At 44.5% G+C, this 15157-nt stretch carries 13 protein-coding genes; 9 read left to right on the top strand and 4 right to left on the bottom strand.

Annotated elements, in window-relative coordinates; translation table 11 throughout:
- Nucleotides 1-245: 245 nt before the first annotated feature.
- Nucleotides 246-1283 carry a PorP/SprF family type IX secretion system membrane protein gene (locus B3O12_RS09730; protein ID WP_286745002.1) on the top strand — a complete coding sequence of 346 codons (1038 nt, stop codon included), beginning with the start codon at nt 246-248 and terminating at the stop codon, nt 1281-1283.
- Nucleotides 1284-1293: 10 nt separating this feature from the next.
- The gene (locus B3O12_RS09725; RefSeq protein ID WP_286756157.1) at nt 1294-2541 is read left to right on the top strand and encodes a M48 family metallopeptidase; all 1248 of its coding nucleotides are present in this window, start codon (nt 1294-1296) and stop codon (nt 2539-2541) included.
- On the opposite strand, the gene B3O12_RS09720 is transcribed toward B3O12_RS09725, so the two are convergent.
- The 3 genes from B3O12_RS09720 to B3O12_RS09710 are packed head-to-tail and all read right to left on the bottom strand — an operon-like array spanning nt 2528 to nt 6404.
- Nucleotides 2528-3562 carry an NAD(P)H-dependent glycerol-3-phosphate dehydrogenase gene (locus tag B3O12_RS09720; RefSeq protein WP_286756156.1) on the bottom strand — a complete coding sequence of 345 codons (1035 nt, stop codon included), beginning with the start codon at nt 3560-3562 and terminating at the stop codon, nt 2528-2530. The genes B3O12_RS09725 and B3O12_RS09720 overlap by 14 nt on opposite strands.
- On the bottom strand, nt 3555-5258 hold the full coding sequence (locus B3O12_RS09715; protein ID WP_189630174.1) for a 1-acyl-sn-glycerol-3-phosphate acyltransferase: 1704 nt from the start codon (nt 5256-5258) through the stop codon (nt 3555-3557). The genes B3O12_RS09720 and B3O12_RS09715 overlap by 8 nt, the downstream gene beginning before the upstream one ends.
- Before the next feature lie 30 nt (nt 5259-5288).
- Nucleotides 5289-6404, bottom strand: a complete 1116-nt coding sequence (locus B3O12_RS09710) for an aminotransferase class I/II-fold pyridoxal phosphate-dependent enzyme (RefSeq protein ID WP_286756155.1) — start codon at nt 6402-6404, stop codon at nt 5289-5291.
- A gap of 63 nt (nt 6405-6467) precedes the next feature.
- On the opposite strand from B3O12_RS09710, the gene B3O12_RS09705 reads away from it, so the two are divergent.
- A complete protein-coding gene (locus B3O12_RS09705) occupies nt 6468-7415 on the top strand; it encodes a lipid A deacylase LpxR family protein (protein ID WP_286756153.1) in 948 nt (315 codons plus the stop codon).
- A gap of 6 nt (nt 7416-7421) precedes the next feature.
- Here B3O12_RS09705 and B3O12_RS09700 read toward each other — a convergent pair whose 3' ends face one another.
- Nucleotides 7422-8279, bottom strand: coding sequence for an alpha/beta hydrolase family protein (locus B3O12_RS09700; protein ID WP_286756152.1), 858 nt, complete (start codon nt 8277-8279; stop codon nt 7422-7424).
- Nucleotides 8280-8347: 68 nt separating this feature from the next.
- On the opposite strand from B3O12_RS09700, the gene B3O12_RS09695 reads away from it, so the two are divergent.
- The 6 genes from B3O12_RS09695 to B3O12_RS09670 all read left to right on the top strand — a co-directional run bounded on the left by B3O12_RS09695 (nt 8348) and on the right by B3O12_RS09670 (nt 15156).
- Nucleotides 8348-9322 carry a polyprenyl synthetase family protein gene (locus B3O12_RS09695; RefSeq protein WP_189630178.1) on the top strand — a complete coding sequence of 325 codons (975 nt, stop codon included), beginning with the start codon at nt 8348-8350 and terminating at the stop codon, nt 9320-9322.
- A 526-nt stretch (nt 9323-9848) separates the two neighbouring features.
- On the top strand, nt 9849-10295 hold the full coding sequence (mraZ, locus tag B3O12_RS09690; protein ID WP_189630179.1) for a division/cell wall cluster transcriptional repressor MraZ: 447 nt from the start codon (nt 9849-9851) through the stop codon (nt 10293-10295).
- Between the two features lie 6 nt (nt 10296-10301).
- Complete coding sequence (gene rsmH, locus B3O12_RS09685) at nt 10302-11231, top strand: 16S rRNA (cytosine(1402)-N(4))-methyltransferase RsmH (protein WP_286756151.1); 930 nt, start codon at nt 10302-10304, stop codon at nt 11229-11231.
- Complete coding sequence (locus tag B3O12_RS09680) at nt 11212-11589, top strand: FtsL-like putative cell division protein (RefSeq protein ID WP_189630181.1); 378 nt, start codon at nt 11212-11214, stop codon at nt 11587-11589. The genes rsmH and B3O12_RS09680 overlap by 20 nt, the downstream gene beginning before the upstream one ends.
- Nucleotides 11579-13687, top strand: coding sequence for a penicillin-binding protein (locus B3O12_RS09675; protein WP_189630182.1), 2109 nt, complete (start codon nt 11579-11581; stop codon nt 13685-13687). Before B3O12_RS09680 ends, B3O12_RS09675 begins: the two co-directional genes overlap by 11 nt.
- Nucleotides 13687-15156, top strand: a complete 1470-nt coding sequence (locus tag B3O12_RS09670) for a UDP-N-acetylmuramoyl-L-alanyl-D-glutamate--2,6-diaminopimelate ligase (protein ID WP_286756150.1) — start codon at nt 13687-13689, stop codon at nt 15154-15156. The genes B3O12_RS09675 and B3O12_RS09670 overlap by 1 nt, the downstream gene beginning before the upstream one ends.
- The last annotated feature ends 1 nt before the right edge of the window (nt 15157 follow it).

Genomic DNA, 15157 nt, shown 5'->3' with positions numbered 1-15157 from the left:
AGTTAAGAACTGAGCAATCTTCTTTGCGGACACGTTTATCTTTTATCTTATGGACAATTGGCTGAAATCATACCCATAATACGCAGTTATAAAGGTTTTTATTATATTCAGCCCTTCGTTATGATGCCCTAAGATAACGGAATTCTTCTATGTGGAAACGAGCTCTTCTCGTAGAAAAATTAAAAATTGGCAAACTATAGTATAATAGTGACAGGGTTTCTTTCCGTTTAATTGTTAAAACTTACATGCGAAGAGCAGGCATAGTACTTATTTCCTTAATCAGTTTATTCACTTTGAGCGATTTAAAGGCGCAAGACCCTCAGTTCTCGCAATTTTATGCCGCCCCGCTTTATATAAACCCGGCCTTTACCGGAGCCTCTGAATATACCCGAATGGGGGTGAACTATCGAAACCAGTGGCCCAATCTGCAATCTTCTTTTGTAACCTTTTCTTTTTATGCCGACCACTTTATGTATAAGTACAATAGTGGTATAGGTATGATTATTACTACTGACAGAGAAGGCCATGCCGGACTGCAGTCTACCAATATAGGGCTTAGTTATGCCTATCAGCTAAAGATCAATGATAACCTGGTGTTCAGACCGGGAATTCAATACAACTATTTCAATCGGAATGCGGGCTTTCAGAGTTTAGTATTTGCCAACCAAATAGACCCAATTACAGGAGCTATAGATAGAACCATCACAGATCCATCAGTGGCCAACCGTGATTTAAGGGTTAGCTTTGGCGACTTAAGTGTGGGAGGGGTGCTTTATTCCAGAAGGCTCTTTTTAGGGGCTGCCGTACAACACCTCACAGAGCCCAATCAGTCCATTATTGGAGGAGACAGCCCCTTGCCGCAGCGCATTACTCTGCATGGGGGAATTAAGTTTAAGATAGGAAGAGGACCTTTACGTAAAGACCTGACTTACACCTATGCCGAACGCTCCATTACCCCTGTGTTTCAGTACAAGCAACAAGGTAAGTTTTCTCAGTTAGACGTGGGTGCCTTTGTACACCTTGAGCCTATTAACCTAGGTATACAGTACAGGGGAGTACCTTTTAATCAGTTTGAGAACTTCCCCAATAATGAGGCTATTATATTTTCGCTGGGGGTTACCACCAACAATTTCAATATTGGCTATAGTTTCGATTATACCATTTCCGATTTGGGTATTGAGGCGGGGGGAGCTCATGAATTTTCCATGGCCTATTTCCTCAATTTCAACAAGCCCGTGAAGGTGCCAAGGGATAGATGGAGAATACCTTGTCCGAAGAATTAAAGTATGTTGTATGACTCCAGAAGAGTGGCTTTACCTGATTGTTGGTATTGTATTGGTCGATTATGTGGTTGACCAGGGATTAGACTACCTCAACCTGCGCCACTCAAAAACTAAATTGCCCGAAAAGCTCGAAGGCTTGTATGAGGCTGACGAATATGCCAGATCGCAGCAATACCAGAAGGCCAAGGCAAAGTTTGGTTTTGTTACCTCGGCTTTTAGTACATTACTTACCCTTTTGGTTTTATCACTTGGCCTTTTTGGTTGGCTGGACGCCTGGCTGAGAGACTCCATAGACGACCCTATACTGCTCTCGCTGTCCTTTTTTGGTGTGCTCTTTCTGTTGTCTGACTGGGTAAATATTCCCTTTGCTTACTATGCCACCTTTGTGCTGGAAGAGCGATTCGGTTTTAACAAAACAACCTTAAAAACATTTATTACCGACAAGCTGAAGGGCTATTTGCTGATAGCGCTTATTGGTGGTGGGCTTGGGTATGCGCTGCTGTGGATTATACGGGAACTTGGAGCTCAGTTTTGGCTGTATGGCCTGGGGCTTGTATCGCTGTTTATGCTGGTAATGAATCTCTTTTATACTTCACTCATCTTGCCTCTTTTCAATAAGCTTAAGCCTCTTGAAGACGGGGAGCTGAAGGAGCAAATTGTAGCCTATAGCAACAGTGTAGGGTTTCCGCTTAAAAATATCTTTGTAATTGATGGCTCCAAGAGGTCTACAAAAGCCAACGCTTTCTTTTCCGGCCTAGGTAAGCAAAAAAAGATTGTGCTTTACGATACCCTTATTGAAAAGCACACTACCGAAGAATTAGTGGCTGTGCTGGCTCATGAGGTAGGACATTATAAAAAGAAACACATTGTGATGAGCCTGTTGATTAGTGTGGTACAGCTGGCGATTACTTTCTATGTGCTTTCTCTGTTTATGTTCAATGAGAATTTGTCTTTGGCTCTTGGAGGAAATCAATTGGCTGTTCACCTCAATTTTATAGCCTTTGGCCTGTTGTATACGCCAATTTCCAGACTCACAGGCTTGTTGATGAACGCATTGAGCCGAAAGAATGAGTATGAAGCGGATGCTTTTGCGGCAAGCACCTATGCTGCCCAACCTTTAATGACTGCACTCAAAAAGCTTTCAGCCTCAAGTCTTAGCAATCTTAGCCCGCATCCTGCTTATGTCTTTGTTCATTACTCACATCCTCCACTATTGCAACGGCTTGAAGCGATGGAAAAGTTGGCTAAAGAAAGTTGATATCAATATTCCCCTGATAGCGCATCAGATAGTTTACACCCTGTTCGGCTGTCATTTCTCCTTCAAGAATTTTAAACAGGGTCTCTGTTATTAGTGGTTTTAGTCCCTGGCTATCGGCCAGTTGTTTAATAATGCGTATGGTGTTTACACCTTCGGCAGTTTCTTCCATTTCGCCAAGAGCTTCTTGCAATGTGGCTCCTTTGCCAATTTTATGGCCAAGCGTATAGTTTCTACTGCTGGTACTGGTGGTAGTGGCCACCAGATCGCCAATGCCGGCCAGGCCTACGAAAGAAGATATTTCGCCTCCGAGTGCCTTGCCCAGGTAGATCATTTCTACCAAGCCACGGCTCACTAGAAGACCGCGGGAGTTTTCGCCAAGCCCCAGGCCGGAGAGAATTCCGGAGCCAATGGCAATAATGTTCTTAAGAATACCGCACAGCTCTACTCCCCGAAGGTCGGCATTGCCATACACCTGGAAGTTTTCTGAGCGGAGCAGACTTTTGCCTTTGCTAATTACCTCATTGAAGGGCGAGGCTATAACGGTAGCTGCCGGGTGTCCCATAGAAAGTTCAGAGGCCAGATTGGGACCGGCCATACAGCCAACCCGAACAACCACGGTTTCTTTGCGAATTAACTCGCTCATGGTGTAGAGGTTGCTTTTGTTGAGCACGAAATCCGGGGCCTTTTTTTCCGGCAGCTCCAGATGGAGCCCCTTGGTGCCATGAATCATCATGTGGTAGGGCCGCAGGTGAGGTGCCAGACTCAGAACCATTTCCCGGAACGATGCTGAGGGAACCATGGGGAAAAGGACATTGCAGTTTTGGGGCAAATCCGATAGGTTGTTGGTGATCTCTACCCGATCGGAAAGCTTTTGCCCTGCACAGGTGCGGGTTTTCTTAATTTCAGCAATGGTTTCTGTGTTTCGTGCATAAAGTAGCACGTTCACGTTTTTGGCCAGTATGTTGGAAACGGCTGTTCCGAAGCTTCCTGCTCCGATTACACCCACCAATTGCTCAGACATATTTTTCGAGATTGTAGCCTACTAGTCGGTTATGATAATAGTACAACAGGTTTAGATCTTGCGTAGTAATATCACCCTTCTTGTTCTTAATCAATGGTCGTTTGGAGTGGTACATGCCCACATTTTTTAAACCATGATCTATGATCTTATCGACTTCTCCGGTCAGGTATGGAGAGACGCCTATCTCACCGGCATTGTGCATGCGGTGAACCTTGGTTAGCACGCTTTCGAAAGAGGTCTTGAACTCCTCATAGGGAATTACAAGGTCTTCTTCAGGAAGACGCAATATGTTATATAAGTCTAGTTTCTTGAATTTCTTTTGAAGTATAACAAAGGCTGTAAATGCTGCCAGGTGGCTGGCAAATACTTTGTTAATGCGATGGTACTCTTCTACTATTCGTTCACTCAGCATGCGCGTATACTCATCTTCGCGTTGCTGATTTTGCGAAATTATACGCCCGTCTTGAGTGAAGTATTCTTGTGTATCTATAATGCGTCCGTGCTTGTCGAAGCTTTCGCCCTGATCATTAACATAGTTGCCCAACACATCCATAGCTTTACCGATAGAAACCGATATATCAGAGCCCTTAGTAAAGAATTTCAGCAAAAAGGTAGAAATCTTGTATGATGTAGAGTATTCGTCATTTTCTACATAGTATCGTTCCTGCCCCTGAAGCTTAAGGTACTGACGGATAAGGCTAGGAGCTTCGAGTACAAAATGATAGTTGAGGGTAACGGGAACTACAAATATTTTTTCCAGGGCATCGCGTTTTCCTTTCTGATAGTTTACCCGTTGGGCTTCAATAGCCGTGCTTAAAAGTCCCAGTTTCAGCCGTTTTTCGATTTGCCCGGAGCGAGACCGGGTACCTCCCGGAAAGAAGAGGCTATGGCAGCCCCGTTGAATTGCCAAACTGGAGTAGGCCTTAAGCGTTTCCAGATACAGCATATTCTTTTTGCGCCTGTCTACCTTATAAGCCCCCAGGCTGTTCATAAAGTAGGCAAACATGCGAATGTTAAAAAGGTTGAGTCCTGCACCATAAATAAATGCTGGTAGACCCAGTGTGCTAATTACCCAGCCAATTAGTATAGAGTCCAGGTTGCTGAAATGAGTAGGAACCATAATAATGGTGCCCTTCTTGGCCAGTGTGCGCAATTGTTCAACCTCGCCTGTAATATGAATTTTGTCTTGCAGGGTATACTGTGTACTGAAAATAGACCAAAACCCTCTGGCCCGTGAGGCATTGAGCAATCGGGCAAAACCAAAAGTAACGATGGAGCGGGCCATCCGGTAGCGTGATTTTTTAAAGTTACCCGCTATTTCATTGGAGTACCGGCCAATGATGTCGTAAAGAATGGCGTCCAGTTGCTCGTCTTTGGCTTTGTCGTCTTCAGTTTGTGCAATGTCCAGCAACCGTTCCTTAATTGAGTTAAGAAAGGCGGCTTCATCGGGCGGGTCTACTGCCCATGGGTTTCTTTTAATCCGTAGTTTTTCTCTAAAGAGGGTTGTCTCAATTTCTTCTATGAGTGCCTCACGCGATTTATTGTTGGCTTTTATTCTGCGTATGCTCTCCTCAGTTACTTCTTTAATAAATTCCGCTCTGTTGCGGCTAAGAGCCACTACTGGCCATTCATTTATTCCACCCGGCAATACCTGATCGTACTTCTTCTTGGTGTAATCTTTAGAGTTGGATTGCATTCAGTATTAAATATGTTCAAAAGCCGACCATTACGAGTCGCTTCTCTTAGTCAGTCTTTTCAGTTGCCCACAAAGTAATACAATTTCTTCTTCAGTATTAAAGCTGTGCAGGCAAATCCGAAGGCGTTCGGTGCCTTCTTTTACTGTCGGACTTAAAATGGGCCGTACATCCAGCCCTAGTTGCAGTAACTCTGAGGCTACCAATTTGGTTTTATCATTTCCGCCAACTACTACAGCCTTGATGGCCGAAGGGGAGGCGTTTTCGGGTAATAACGAGTTGAATAGTTGACTGTTGGCTTGTAGCTTTAACTGTCGCCATGGGGCAGAACTAAGCTGCCCGAAAGCTTCCTGAATAGAAATAAGCTCGAAATCGGAGGGTGCCGTGGTATAAATAAAGGGGCGGGAAAAGTTAATGAGATAGTCTTTTGCTGTGGCATTGGTGGCTATGGCCGCACCATGAATACCCATGCCTTTACCAAAGGTGTATACTACAGCAAAAACCTGTTCACCAAGCCCAAGCTCATTTACCATTCCGCTACCATTTTTTCCGAAAACACCTGTGCTATGCGCTTCATCTATAATGAGATGGGCCTTGTGTTTTTGTGTTAGTGTCACCAATTCTTGGAGCGGAGCGGCATCTCCATCCATCGAATAGACTGACTCTACTGCCACATATACCTGGCCTTCCGATTGTTCCAGTTTTCGGGAAAGATCATCTAGCGCATTGTGTTTGAAAGGCATCTTGCGAGCCAGACTCAATCGCGCACCGTCTTTAAGGCAGGCATGAGAGAGCTCATCGTACAGTATGGTGTCGCCTCGTTGCGGAATGGCTGAGAACAAGGCCAGATTGGCCATGTATCCGGAATTGAAGACCAGGGTGCTTTCAGACTGAAAAACATCGGCCAACAACGACTCCGTAGCTTCAGTGAGTTGAGAGTTGCCGGTGATCAATCGTGAGCCTGTAGAGCCATTGAGACTGTGCATAGAGCTGTATCGCTCCATAATAGTCTCCTTTAATTCTTTCGATTGGGCCAGACCCAGGTAATCGTTCGATGAAAAATCGATCAATCCCTTGGTTGGAGTGCGCAACTCCCTGAAAGAGTTGGTGCTTTTACGCTTGTTTAGTTGGTTTAGCAGTCTTTCCATTTCGGCTAAAAGTGTGGTGTAAGCGAAAATTAATTCACACTTTTGCGCTCAATCTACGAATACATGAGGTTTCTCAGGCCAATTGTCTTTGCATCTTTATTAATTTCTTTTGGGCTACAGGCTCAAACCGAGTTTAGAAACCGCGAGTTTTCTATTGTCAATGAAAATGACGTATACCTGTTTCTCGGCATTGATCGGTACTACTCCAATGGAATGTTCTTTAACTACCGCTTTTTGCCCAAAAACAAAAAATCTTCCAAAAAGGTAATTTATGAAGTAGGCCTGGCTCAGCGTTTTTGGACTCCCCAAGACCTGCGAATAATAAACCCCGAGGCATATTACAGGCCTTATGCCGGACTGCTCAATGGTAATTTTCAAGTGGCCGAATTCCCTGAAACCTATAAACGCATTAGCTACGGCATAGAGCTGGGAGTAATGGGCAAGGCATCCGGAGCGCAGGCATTTCAGGAATGGTACCATAAGCAGTTTGGCTTTCCACAACCGCAGGGGTGGAAAAACCAAATACCCAATGGATTTGTGTTTAATTTTTCGCTAGAGTATAACCGGCAGTTTGTGCTGGTGCCAAGCCGGTTCGATCTAATAACTACATCGGCCATGCAGTTGGGCAACGCCTTTGTGAATGCCAGGCAGCGAATAGACCTGAGGTTTGGACATTTGAGGAGTCTTAGTAAGAGTGCTTTTGTGAATGCTCTGATTGGCGAAGGTAGCCGCAGCATGGAAACCCACAACTACTTCTTTTTAGGCTATGGTTTGGAAGGTGTGGTACACAACGCCACCATACAGGGGCATGCCTTTAATACCAATGCCCCACACACTGAAGAAATAATGCCTTGGGTAAGGCACATGCGCTTGGGGTGGGCTACCAGCTCAGAAAACTCTACTCTTAAAGTAACCTACAACTGGCTGAGTAAAGAGGTGCGTGGCCGTGCAGGAAGGCACGCCTACATAGGTCTTGAACTGCAGCTAAGATTTGTACCCAAGCGTCAGTAGGGGGTGTCAGTCATTAAAGAAGGTTAAGGTCTTTTCCAAAGCCAATTCAAGGTCTTGAGGTAGGTTTTTATCCATGTGCGGATGCCGAGCTCCAAAAGTATGGTTGGCCTTGTTTAGGATAAAAAGCTTGCTCTCCGGTTTCCATTGATGCAGTTGAAAAGCTGCATTTATATTGACAGTTTCATCGTTTGTGCCATGTATAATAAGCATTGGTTGCCATACTTTCTCCATAGCCCTGGCTATAAGGAATCGGTCTCCGTTTCTGGAGAAATCTTCGGCAAACTGATAGTACATGGGGTAATCTTCTCCGGTTCGGGAGTTTTTTACATACACCACCCCATGAGTTTTCCAGTAAGTGAGTTCAGCTTCGGTAAAACGAGAAGCAAAGTCGTGGACAGAAGCCCATGTGGCCAGCTTTTTTATTCGAGCATCTTCTGCCGCTTTAATAATAGATATACCCCCTCCGCGGCTGTGCCCGATCAGGTATATGCGATTTAGGTCTAAGGTTTGTATTTCCTTGCTCAGGGTTAGTTCCAGATAGGTAAGGAGCCTGTCTATATCTTCAATTTCCCGGCTAAAATTGTTGTAGCCAAAAGCCTCCTTGTCTGTAATCTCATTTAGATTTTCAGGAGTTACGCCATTGTAAGAAAAGTTGAACTTGAGAAAGCAGAAGCCCTCCAGAGCTGCTTTTTCCGAAAGAAGAGACCAGGGCCCCCAATCTTTAAATCCCTTAAAGCCATGGGCAAAGAGAATGATGGGCTTGGCAATACCATTGTTTAGATAGGTAATATCGGCAGTTATTGGTTTTTGATTTAAGCTTCCTTCAATTAAAAGTTCTTTTTTCGTCAGTTCCTGCACCTCCATCCTTCGAATTTATGTTTATGTTTTTGCCGTTGCTAGTTTACCTATTAATATTGTAGCACTCAAGTCTAATGGCTCTTCAACTCAAAGAAATACAGGCGCCCATAGCCTCGGAAATGATAGATTTCGAGGAGAAATTCCGTTCCTTCATGAAGAGCAAAGTCTTCTTGCTCGATAAAATCATGAGTTACATAGTGAAGCGCAAAGGAAAACAAATGCGCCCTATGTTTGTATTTCTTACAGCAGGAGCCTGTGGGCAAATTACCGATAGAACCTACAGAGGAGCTTCTTTAATAGAATTACTGCACACTGCCACCTTGGTGCACGATGATGTGGTAGACGATTCGAACTTCAGAAGAGGGTTTTTCTCTATCAATGCACTTTGGAAAAATAAGATTGCCGTATTGGTGGGCGATTACCTGTTATCACGCGGGTTGTTGCTCTCGGTAGATCATGAAGATTTCGACCTGCTAAAGATAGTCTCAGAGGCTGTTCGCGAGATGTCTGAAGGAGAGTTGCTTCAAATGGCCAAGGCCCGCAACCTGGATATTACGGAAGAAATCTACTATGATGTGATCAGGCAGAAAACCGCCTCGCTCATTGCTTCATGCTGTGCGGTAGGGGCGGCTTCATCGGGGGCGTCTTTGCAAACCATTCAAAAAATGAAAGAGTTTGGTCTTAACGTAGGTATGGCTTTCCAGATAAAAGACGATCTCTTTGATTATGGCACCAGTGAAATTGGCAAACCATTGGGGATAGATATTAAGGAAAAGAAAATGACCCTTCCGCTTATTTATGCTCTTTCCAAGGCTAGTAATGGAGATAGACGAAGAATCAAGAGTATTGTAAAGAGCAACAGGCAAACCAATAAAAAAGTACAAGAGGTAATAGACTATGTGAAGCAGTCCGGGGGTATTGAGTACGCTAAGGAGGTAATGCAAGGGTATTATCAGAAATCGCGAGAGGTGCTTTTAGATTTGCCCGAAACGGCCTACCGCCAGAGTTTGCTCGATCTTGTGCAGTTTACCATTGAACGTTCAAAATAGTAACACCCGATGAAGGTCTTCAACGGGTGCTATTCAGTTAGTAGTTTAAGTATTTACTTGTAGTCCGACAAGGGTTCTGAGCCTCGTCTCCCTAACAACAATTCTATTTGATTATAACCTTATTGTCCGCCTCAAACTTTGGTTAGAACGGCTCAATTGTAGTGGTCAAACGTCATGCGTCAGACGGTGATTTTGTTGAGCTTAATAAGAGGTTGAGTACCAATTTTGGGTCTTAAATTTGGCTCAGGTCGTCTGGTTTTTGAAAATTTTGGGGAAATCTCCCACCGTATACCACTTTTCTTCACAGTTCATGTTTTTTCGACACAATAGTTTGGAATTTGATATTATTTATCTGATTTACAGCTATTTACGATTTTGTTGCGTGAGGTGGGTTAATGAAAAGAAATGAGCTCAGGTAGCGCAAAATCGAATGATTTTCTTAAATTTTCAGTCAACGTGGGAAAAAAAGGAAAAAAGTGGGGTGAAGTGGAATGTTTTTCTATCTTTGTATTAGTTCAGGTGTGTAATGACTTTTTTTACTGGTGAATATGATTGTAAGCTAGACGCTAAAGGAAGGCTTGCTTTACCGGCCAAGGTAAAGTCTGCTTTGCCCGATGTGGCTACTCAGGAGCTCGTGCTTAGGCGTGGCTTTGAGTCTTGTCTGGTTTTATATCCTATGATCGAGTATAAAAAGATTATCAACCGTGTTCGGTCTTTGAGTGAATTCAACGAGGAGTATAGGAGGTTTCAAAGGAGTTTCTTTCGGGGAAATCTGGAGATAGAAATGGATGGTTCTGGTAGAATCAACATTCCGGCCCGAATGATGAGTTATGCTTCGTTGGAGAAGGAGGTGGTTTTAGTGGGGTTGGGCAACCGGGTTGAGATCTGGAATCCTGATCTGTATGAGGAGAACCTCATTAATGACACTTCGGAGTATTCAAAGCTTGCCGAAAAGTACTTGGCTGAAGAATAACAAGTAATGGCTGAATATCATGTGCCTGTAATGCTTCAGGAATGCATTCATGGGCTCAACATCAAACCTGACGGAATTTACGTGGATGTGACCTTCGGTGGAGGAGGGCATTCAAAAGAAATACTTAAGCATTTATCTGGGGCTGGCAGGCTTTTCGGGTTCGACCAGGATGAGGATGCCAGGTTAAATGCAGAAGAAATAGATAATCGTTCTTTCACATTCGTGCAAGCCAATTTCAGGTACCTCAGGCGGTTTTTAAAGTTGCATGGGGTGTCTAGGGTTGATGGTGTTTTGGCAGACTTAGGTATTTCATCGCATCAAATCGATGAGGCTTCTCGAGGGTTTTCTACCCGGGGTAACGCTGAGTTGGATATGCGCATGGATCGGTCGGCTCAAAAGACGGCAAAAACCGTAGTCAATGAATACGAAGAAAAAGACCTGCATAAGGTTTTGGGTATTTATGGCGAGGTGAAAAATGCCCGATCGTTGGCGGCTGCCATTGTGTCGAGTCGTTTTTCGCGGCCTTTCGAGACTACCTTCGATTTAATCGAGCTGTTGAAGAAGTTTGCTCCGCGAGGTAAGGAGAATAAGTACTTCGCTCAGGTGTTTCAGGCCATTCGCATTGAGGTAAATGACGAGATGGGTGCACTAGAGGAGTTTTTGCAGCAGTCGGCAGAAGTGCTCAATCCGGGAGGAAGGCTGGTGGTCATGAGTTATCACTCGCTGGAAGATCGGATGGTCAAAAACTACATCAACAAAGGCAAGGTGTTTGGCGAGGTGGAGAAAGATTTTTTTGGAAATGAATTAAAGCCCTTTAGGGCAGTGAATAGAAAGCCGGTAACGGCAAACCAACAAGAACTAACAAAAAACAGCCGATCGAGAAGTGCAAAGCTTCGCGTAGCTGAGCGTATTGAAAATGGCAGAAAACAGGTTTAAAGTTAAATCGGAAAAGCAGGGCTCGGGGAAGGGATTCTTCGGGTTTTTGGCGTCCGGTTTAAAGTTAGGTTCTGCCTGGGAGTCCGGTTTTCCGGTCAAGTACCTCCCAAAAGTAGTCTTCGCGGTCTTGTTGGGTATCATCTATGTTTGGAATAACCACTATGCCGAAAGAGCAACTCGCGAGCTGGATAGGCTCGAAGAGGAAGTGGAAGATTTGCGAGCTGACGTAACTACTCTTGAAGCAGAGTATATGTTCAGCAGTAAGCAGTCTGAAGTAGCCAAGAAGGTAAAAGAGCTTGGTTTGGAAGAAAGCAAAGAACCGCCAATCAAAATTGTTGTAGACGAAGATGAATATTAAGCACTCCATACTATTAAGGGTAAGGATAGCCTTTTTGGTGGCAGTGTTATTTGTTTTCGCTGTCATTTATAGGCTGGTCGATATCCAGATGGTTGAAGGTGATCACTGGAGGCAATTGGCAGAAGAAAGTAGCCTGGATTATAGAACCATTAAGGCTACCCGTGGAAGCATTTATGCTTCAGGAAACGATCTGCTGGCAACTTCGCTGCCATTTTACAGGTTGGCCTTCGATCCGTCTTTGGTCGATAATAAAACATTTACGTCTAATATAGACTCCCTTTCACATCTACTGTCGAAATATTTCCGGGATCATTCTTCAGACTACTATAAGAAGAAGATCTCGGAAGCTCGGCAAATGAAAAGCAGATACCTCATTCTCAACCGAGAGTTGGTCAATTACCAGGGGCGTCAGGAAATGCTCACCTGGCCAATATTTCGTTTAGGGCAAATGCGCGGTGGTGTGATTTTCGAAAAGATTGATGATCGACATCGCCCATTTAAAAAGCTGGCTCAGCGAACCATTGGCAGAGTTAATGGAGATGGAAAAGGCGTAGTAGGTATTGAAGCTAGTTTTAATGATTACCTCTCCGGTAAAAATGGTGAGGGTCTTTTTCAGCGAGTGGCTGGTGGAAACTGGAAGCCCGTATATGCCTCAACCGATGTGCGTCCGGTAGATGGTTATGATATTCATACTACTATAGATATTAACCTGCAAGACGTAGCACAAAATGCCTTGCTTAGAGCTCTTTCAACCTATCAGGCCAACTATGGAGCTGTGGTTTTAATGGAGGTAAAAACGGGAGAAATTAAGGCTATTTCTAATCTGGAAAAACTTGAGTCCGGCAACTATGCCGAGACATACAACTTTGCCATAGGTACTACAAACGATCCAGGGTCTACTTTTAAGTTAGCTACCATGTTGGCTTTGCTGGAGTCAGGCAAGGTGGAGTTGACCGACAGTGTGGATACCGGTGATGGTACCATTGAGTTTTTTGATGGTAAGCTCAAGCTTACTGATGTGAAACGTGGAGGATATGGGAAGATAACCGTTCAGGATGTATTCGAAAAATCCTCTAACGTGGGTATAGCTAAACTGGTGACTGAGCATTTTGGAGATAACCCAAAGGAGTTTGTCGATCTCATCAAAGAAACTGGCTTAGGTCAGCCCCTTGGCTTTCAATTATTGGGCGAAGGTGAACCCTATATTAAAGATCCGAGCGATCCGTCCTGGTCCGGATCCAGCTTGCCGTGGATGTCTGTAGGTTACGAGACCGGCCTGACTCCTCTGCAAACATTGGCTTTTTATAATGCTGTTGCCAACGATGGTAAAATGATTCAACCCATCATTGTAAAAAGCATCAACAGAGCCAATAAGCCGGTTGAGGTATTTAAGCCCAAAGTGCTGAATAAAAAGATTGCTTCTGACGAAACGTTGCAGAAGCTGCGTCTTATGCTTGAAGGGGTGGTAGAACGTGGTACGGCCCAAAACATTAAGAACGAGCATTATAAGATTGCCGGGAAAACCGGTACCGCCCAGCGTTTGGTTAATGGGCGCTATATGACACAGAGCTACTATGCCTCTTTTGCCGGCTACTTTCCGGCAGAAGATCCACTCTATTCGTGCATAGTTATTATCGATAACCCAAGAGGTTGGAATCGTTATGGTGGAGATGTTTCTGCACCGGTTTTCAAAGAAATAGCCGATATGATTTATGCTCAAAACCTCGATATACATGACTCCTTCGCACCTCAGTATACTGCTGCCAACAATGGTACATTTCCTGTAATACGAGCCGGAAGGCTAGAGGAACTCAATGAGCTATGTAATCAATTGGGCATATCTAACTATGCTGATGAGCAGGCTAGCGATTGGGTAAGGAGTTCGGTGAATAATAACGTAGTCATTTGGAAGAAAAATCATGACAATACAGGATTGGTGCCCAATGTGGAAGGAATGACCTTGCGCGATGCGGTATACATCCTTGAAAATATAGGGTTAAAAGTTTTGGCTTCAGGCAGCGGCCGCGTGAAAAGACAGTCGGTTGGAGCTGGTGTTCGGGCAACTAAAGGAGCAACAATAGAATTAGAATTAGGCTAATGGCTGTATTGAAAGACATATTGTATAAAGTCTCGTTGCAGTCGGTTTCAGGCAATATGGAAACCGAAGTAAAAGCCATTGCCTTTGACTCCAGAAAAGTGGAGGCCGGAACCGCTTTTGTAGCAGTTCGTGGTACTCAGGCCGATGGCCACGAGTATATAGAAATGGCTATAGAAAAGGGTGCCGTAGCAGTAGTTTGCGAAGAGCTACCAGAGTCTTTGGTCAATAATGTTGCTTTTGTGCAGGTGAAGGATTCTTCCAAAGCCCTCGGCTTTATGGCCGCCAATTACTATGGCAATCCTTCAGAGAAGCTTAAGCTGGTGGGAGTAACCGGTACCAACGGAAAAACCACTTGTGTTACGCTATTGCACCAGCTGTTTCGGTTGCTTGGTTACAATGCCGGTCTGCTTTCTACTGTAGTAAACAAAATTAATGAAGAGGAGCTTCCGGCTACACACACTACTCCGGATGCTATCACTTTAAATAAAACTTTGGCACAGATGGTGGCCAAAGGCTGTACTCATTGTTTTATGGAATCGAGTTCCCATGCTATCGTGCAAAACAGAATTGCAGGACTTAAGTATGAAGGAGCTGTCTTTACAAACCTTTCACATGAACACCTGGACTATCATAAAACTTTCGATGAGTACATCAAAGCGAAGAAGTTGCTGTTCGATGGGCTACCATCGACAGCCTTCGCTTTGGTTAATGCCGATGACAAAAGGGGGGCAGTAATGCTCCAGAATACCAAGGCAGCCAAGCATAAATATGCACTAAAATCTATGGCAGCCTTTAAGGCCAAAATTCTTTCCAATACACTACAGGGTTTAGAACTGGATATTGAGGGAAAGAGTGTTTGGTTTAAGCTTATAGGCGATTTCAATGCCTATAATCTGTTGGCGGTGTATGGTGCGGCTGTACTGTTGGGAGAAGACGAAAGCATGGTGCTGGAGCAGTTGTCTAGTTTGAATCCAGCCCCCGGAAGATTCGAGCAGGTCAATTCAAATACAGGCATTACGGCACTGGTCGATTATGCTCATACGCCCGATGCCCTGGAGAACGTACTCTCAACCATTAAGGAGTTTAGAACCGGTAACGAAAAGGTGATTACGGTAGTGGGCTGCGGGGGCAACAGAGACAAAGAGAAGAGGCCTGTTATGGCCAAGATAGCCTGCGACTTGAGCGATAAGGTGATACTGACTTCAGACAATCCCCGATTCGAAGAGCCGGGCGACATTCTGAAGGACATGCAGGCTGGAGTTTCTGCATCCAACTTTAGAAAGACATTGGTCATTGAAGACAGGAAAGAGGCGATAAAAGCCGCCTGTGCTATGGCTGATCCAAACGATATTATTCTGGTGGCCGGAAAGGGTCATGAGTCTTATCAGGAAATCAAAGGTGTTCGCAGCGACTTTGACGACCGAAAAGTATTGAGTGAAATGTTGAACCTAATGCACAAGCCGAACTAAG

The sequence above is a fragment of the Roseivirga sp. UBA838 genome (assembly GCF_002296035.1).
Classification (GTDB): Bacteria; Bacteroidota; Bacteroidia; order Cytophagales; family Cyclobacteriaceae; genus Roseivirga; species Roseivirga thermotolerans.
The sequence above is the reverse complement of the archived record's forward strand: the minus strand, read 5'-3'. Positions and strand labels throughout refer to the sequence as shown.

Bases quoted from the DNA above. Each gene is read 5' to 3' on its own strand.
- B3O12_RS09705 (WP_286756153.1), top strand. From the start codon at position 6,468: ATGAGGTTTCTCAGGCCAATTGTCTTTGCATCTTTATTAATTTCTTTT.
- B3O12_RS09670 (WP_286756150.1), top strand. From the start codon at position 13,687: ATGGCTGTATTGAAAGACATATTGTATAAAGTCTCGTTGCAGTCGGTT.
- B3O12_RS09710 (WP_286756155.1), bottom strand. From the start codon at position 6,404: ATGGAAAGACTGCTAAACCAACTAAACAAGCGTAAAAGCACCAACTCT.
- B3O12_RS09700 (WP_286756152.1), bottom strand. From the start codon at position 8,279: ATGGAGGTGCAGGAACTGACGAAAAAAGAACTTTTAATTGAAGGAAGC.
- B3O12_RS09675 (WP_189630182.1), top strand. From the start codon at position 11,579: ATGAATATTAAGCACTCCATACTATTAAGGGTAAGGATAGCCTTTTTG.
- B3O12_RS09725 (WP_286756157.1), top strand. From the start codon at position 1,294: ATGACTCCAGAAGAGTGGCTTTACCTGATTGTTGGTATTGTATTGGTC.
- B3O12_RS09680 (WP_189630181.1), top strand. From the start codon at position 11,212: ATGGCAGAAAACAGGTTTAAAGTTAAATCGGAAAAGCAGGGCTCGGGG.
- B3O12_RS09730 (WP_286745002.1), top strand. From the start codon at position 246: ATGCGAAGAGCAGGCATAGTACTTATTTCCTTAATCAGTTTATTCACT.
- B3O12_RS09715 (WP_189630174.1), bottom strand. From the start codon at position 5,258: ATGCAATCCAACTCTAAAGATTACACCAAGAAGAAGTACGATCAGGTA.
- B3O12_RS09695 (WP_189630178.1), top strand. From the start codon at position 8,348: ATGGCTCTTCAACTCAAAGAAATACAGGCGCCCATAGCCTCGGAAATG.
- B3O12_RS09720 (WP_286756156.1), bottom strand. From the start codon at position 3,562: ATGTCTGAGCAATTGGTGGGTGTAATCGGAGCAGGAAGCTTCGGAACA.
- rsmH (WP_286756151.1), top strand. From the start codon at position 10,302: ATGGCTGAATATCATGTGCCTGTAATGCTTCAGGAATGCATTCATGGG.
- mraZ (WP_189630179.1), top strand. From the start codon at position 9,849: ATGACTTTTTTTACTGGTGAATATGATTGTAAGCTAGACGCTAAAGGA.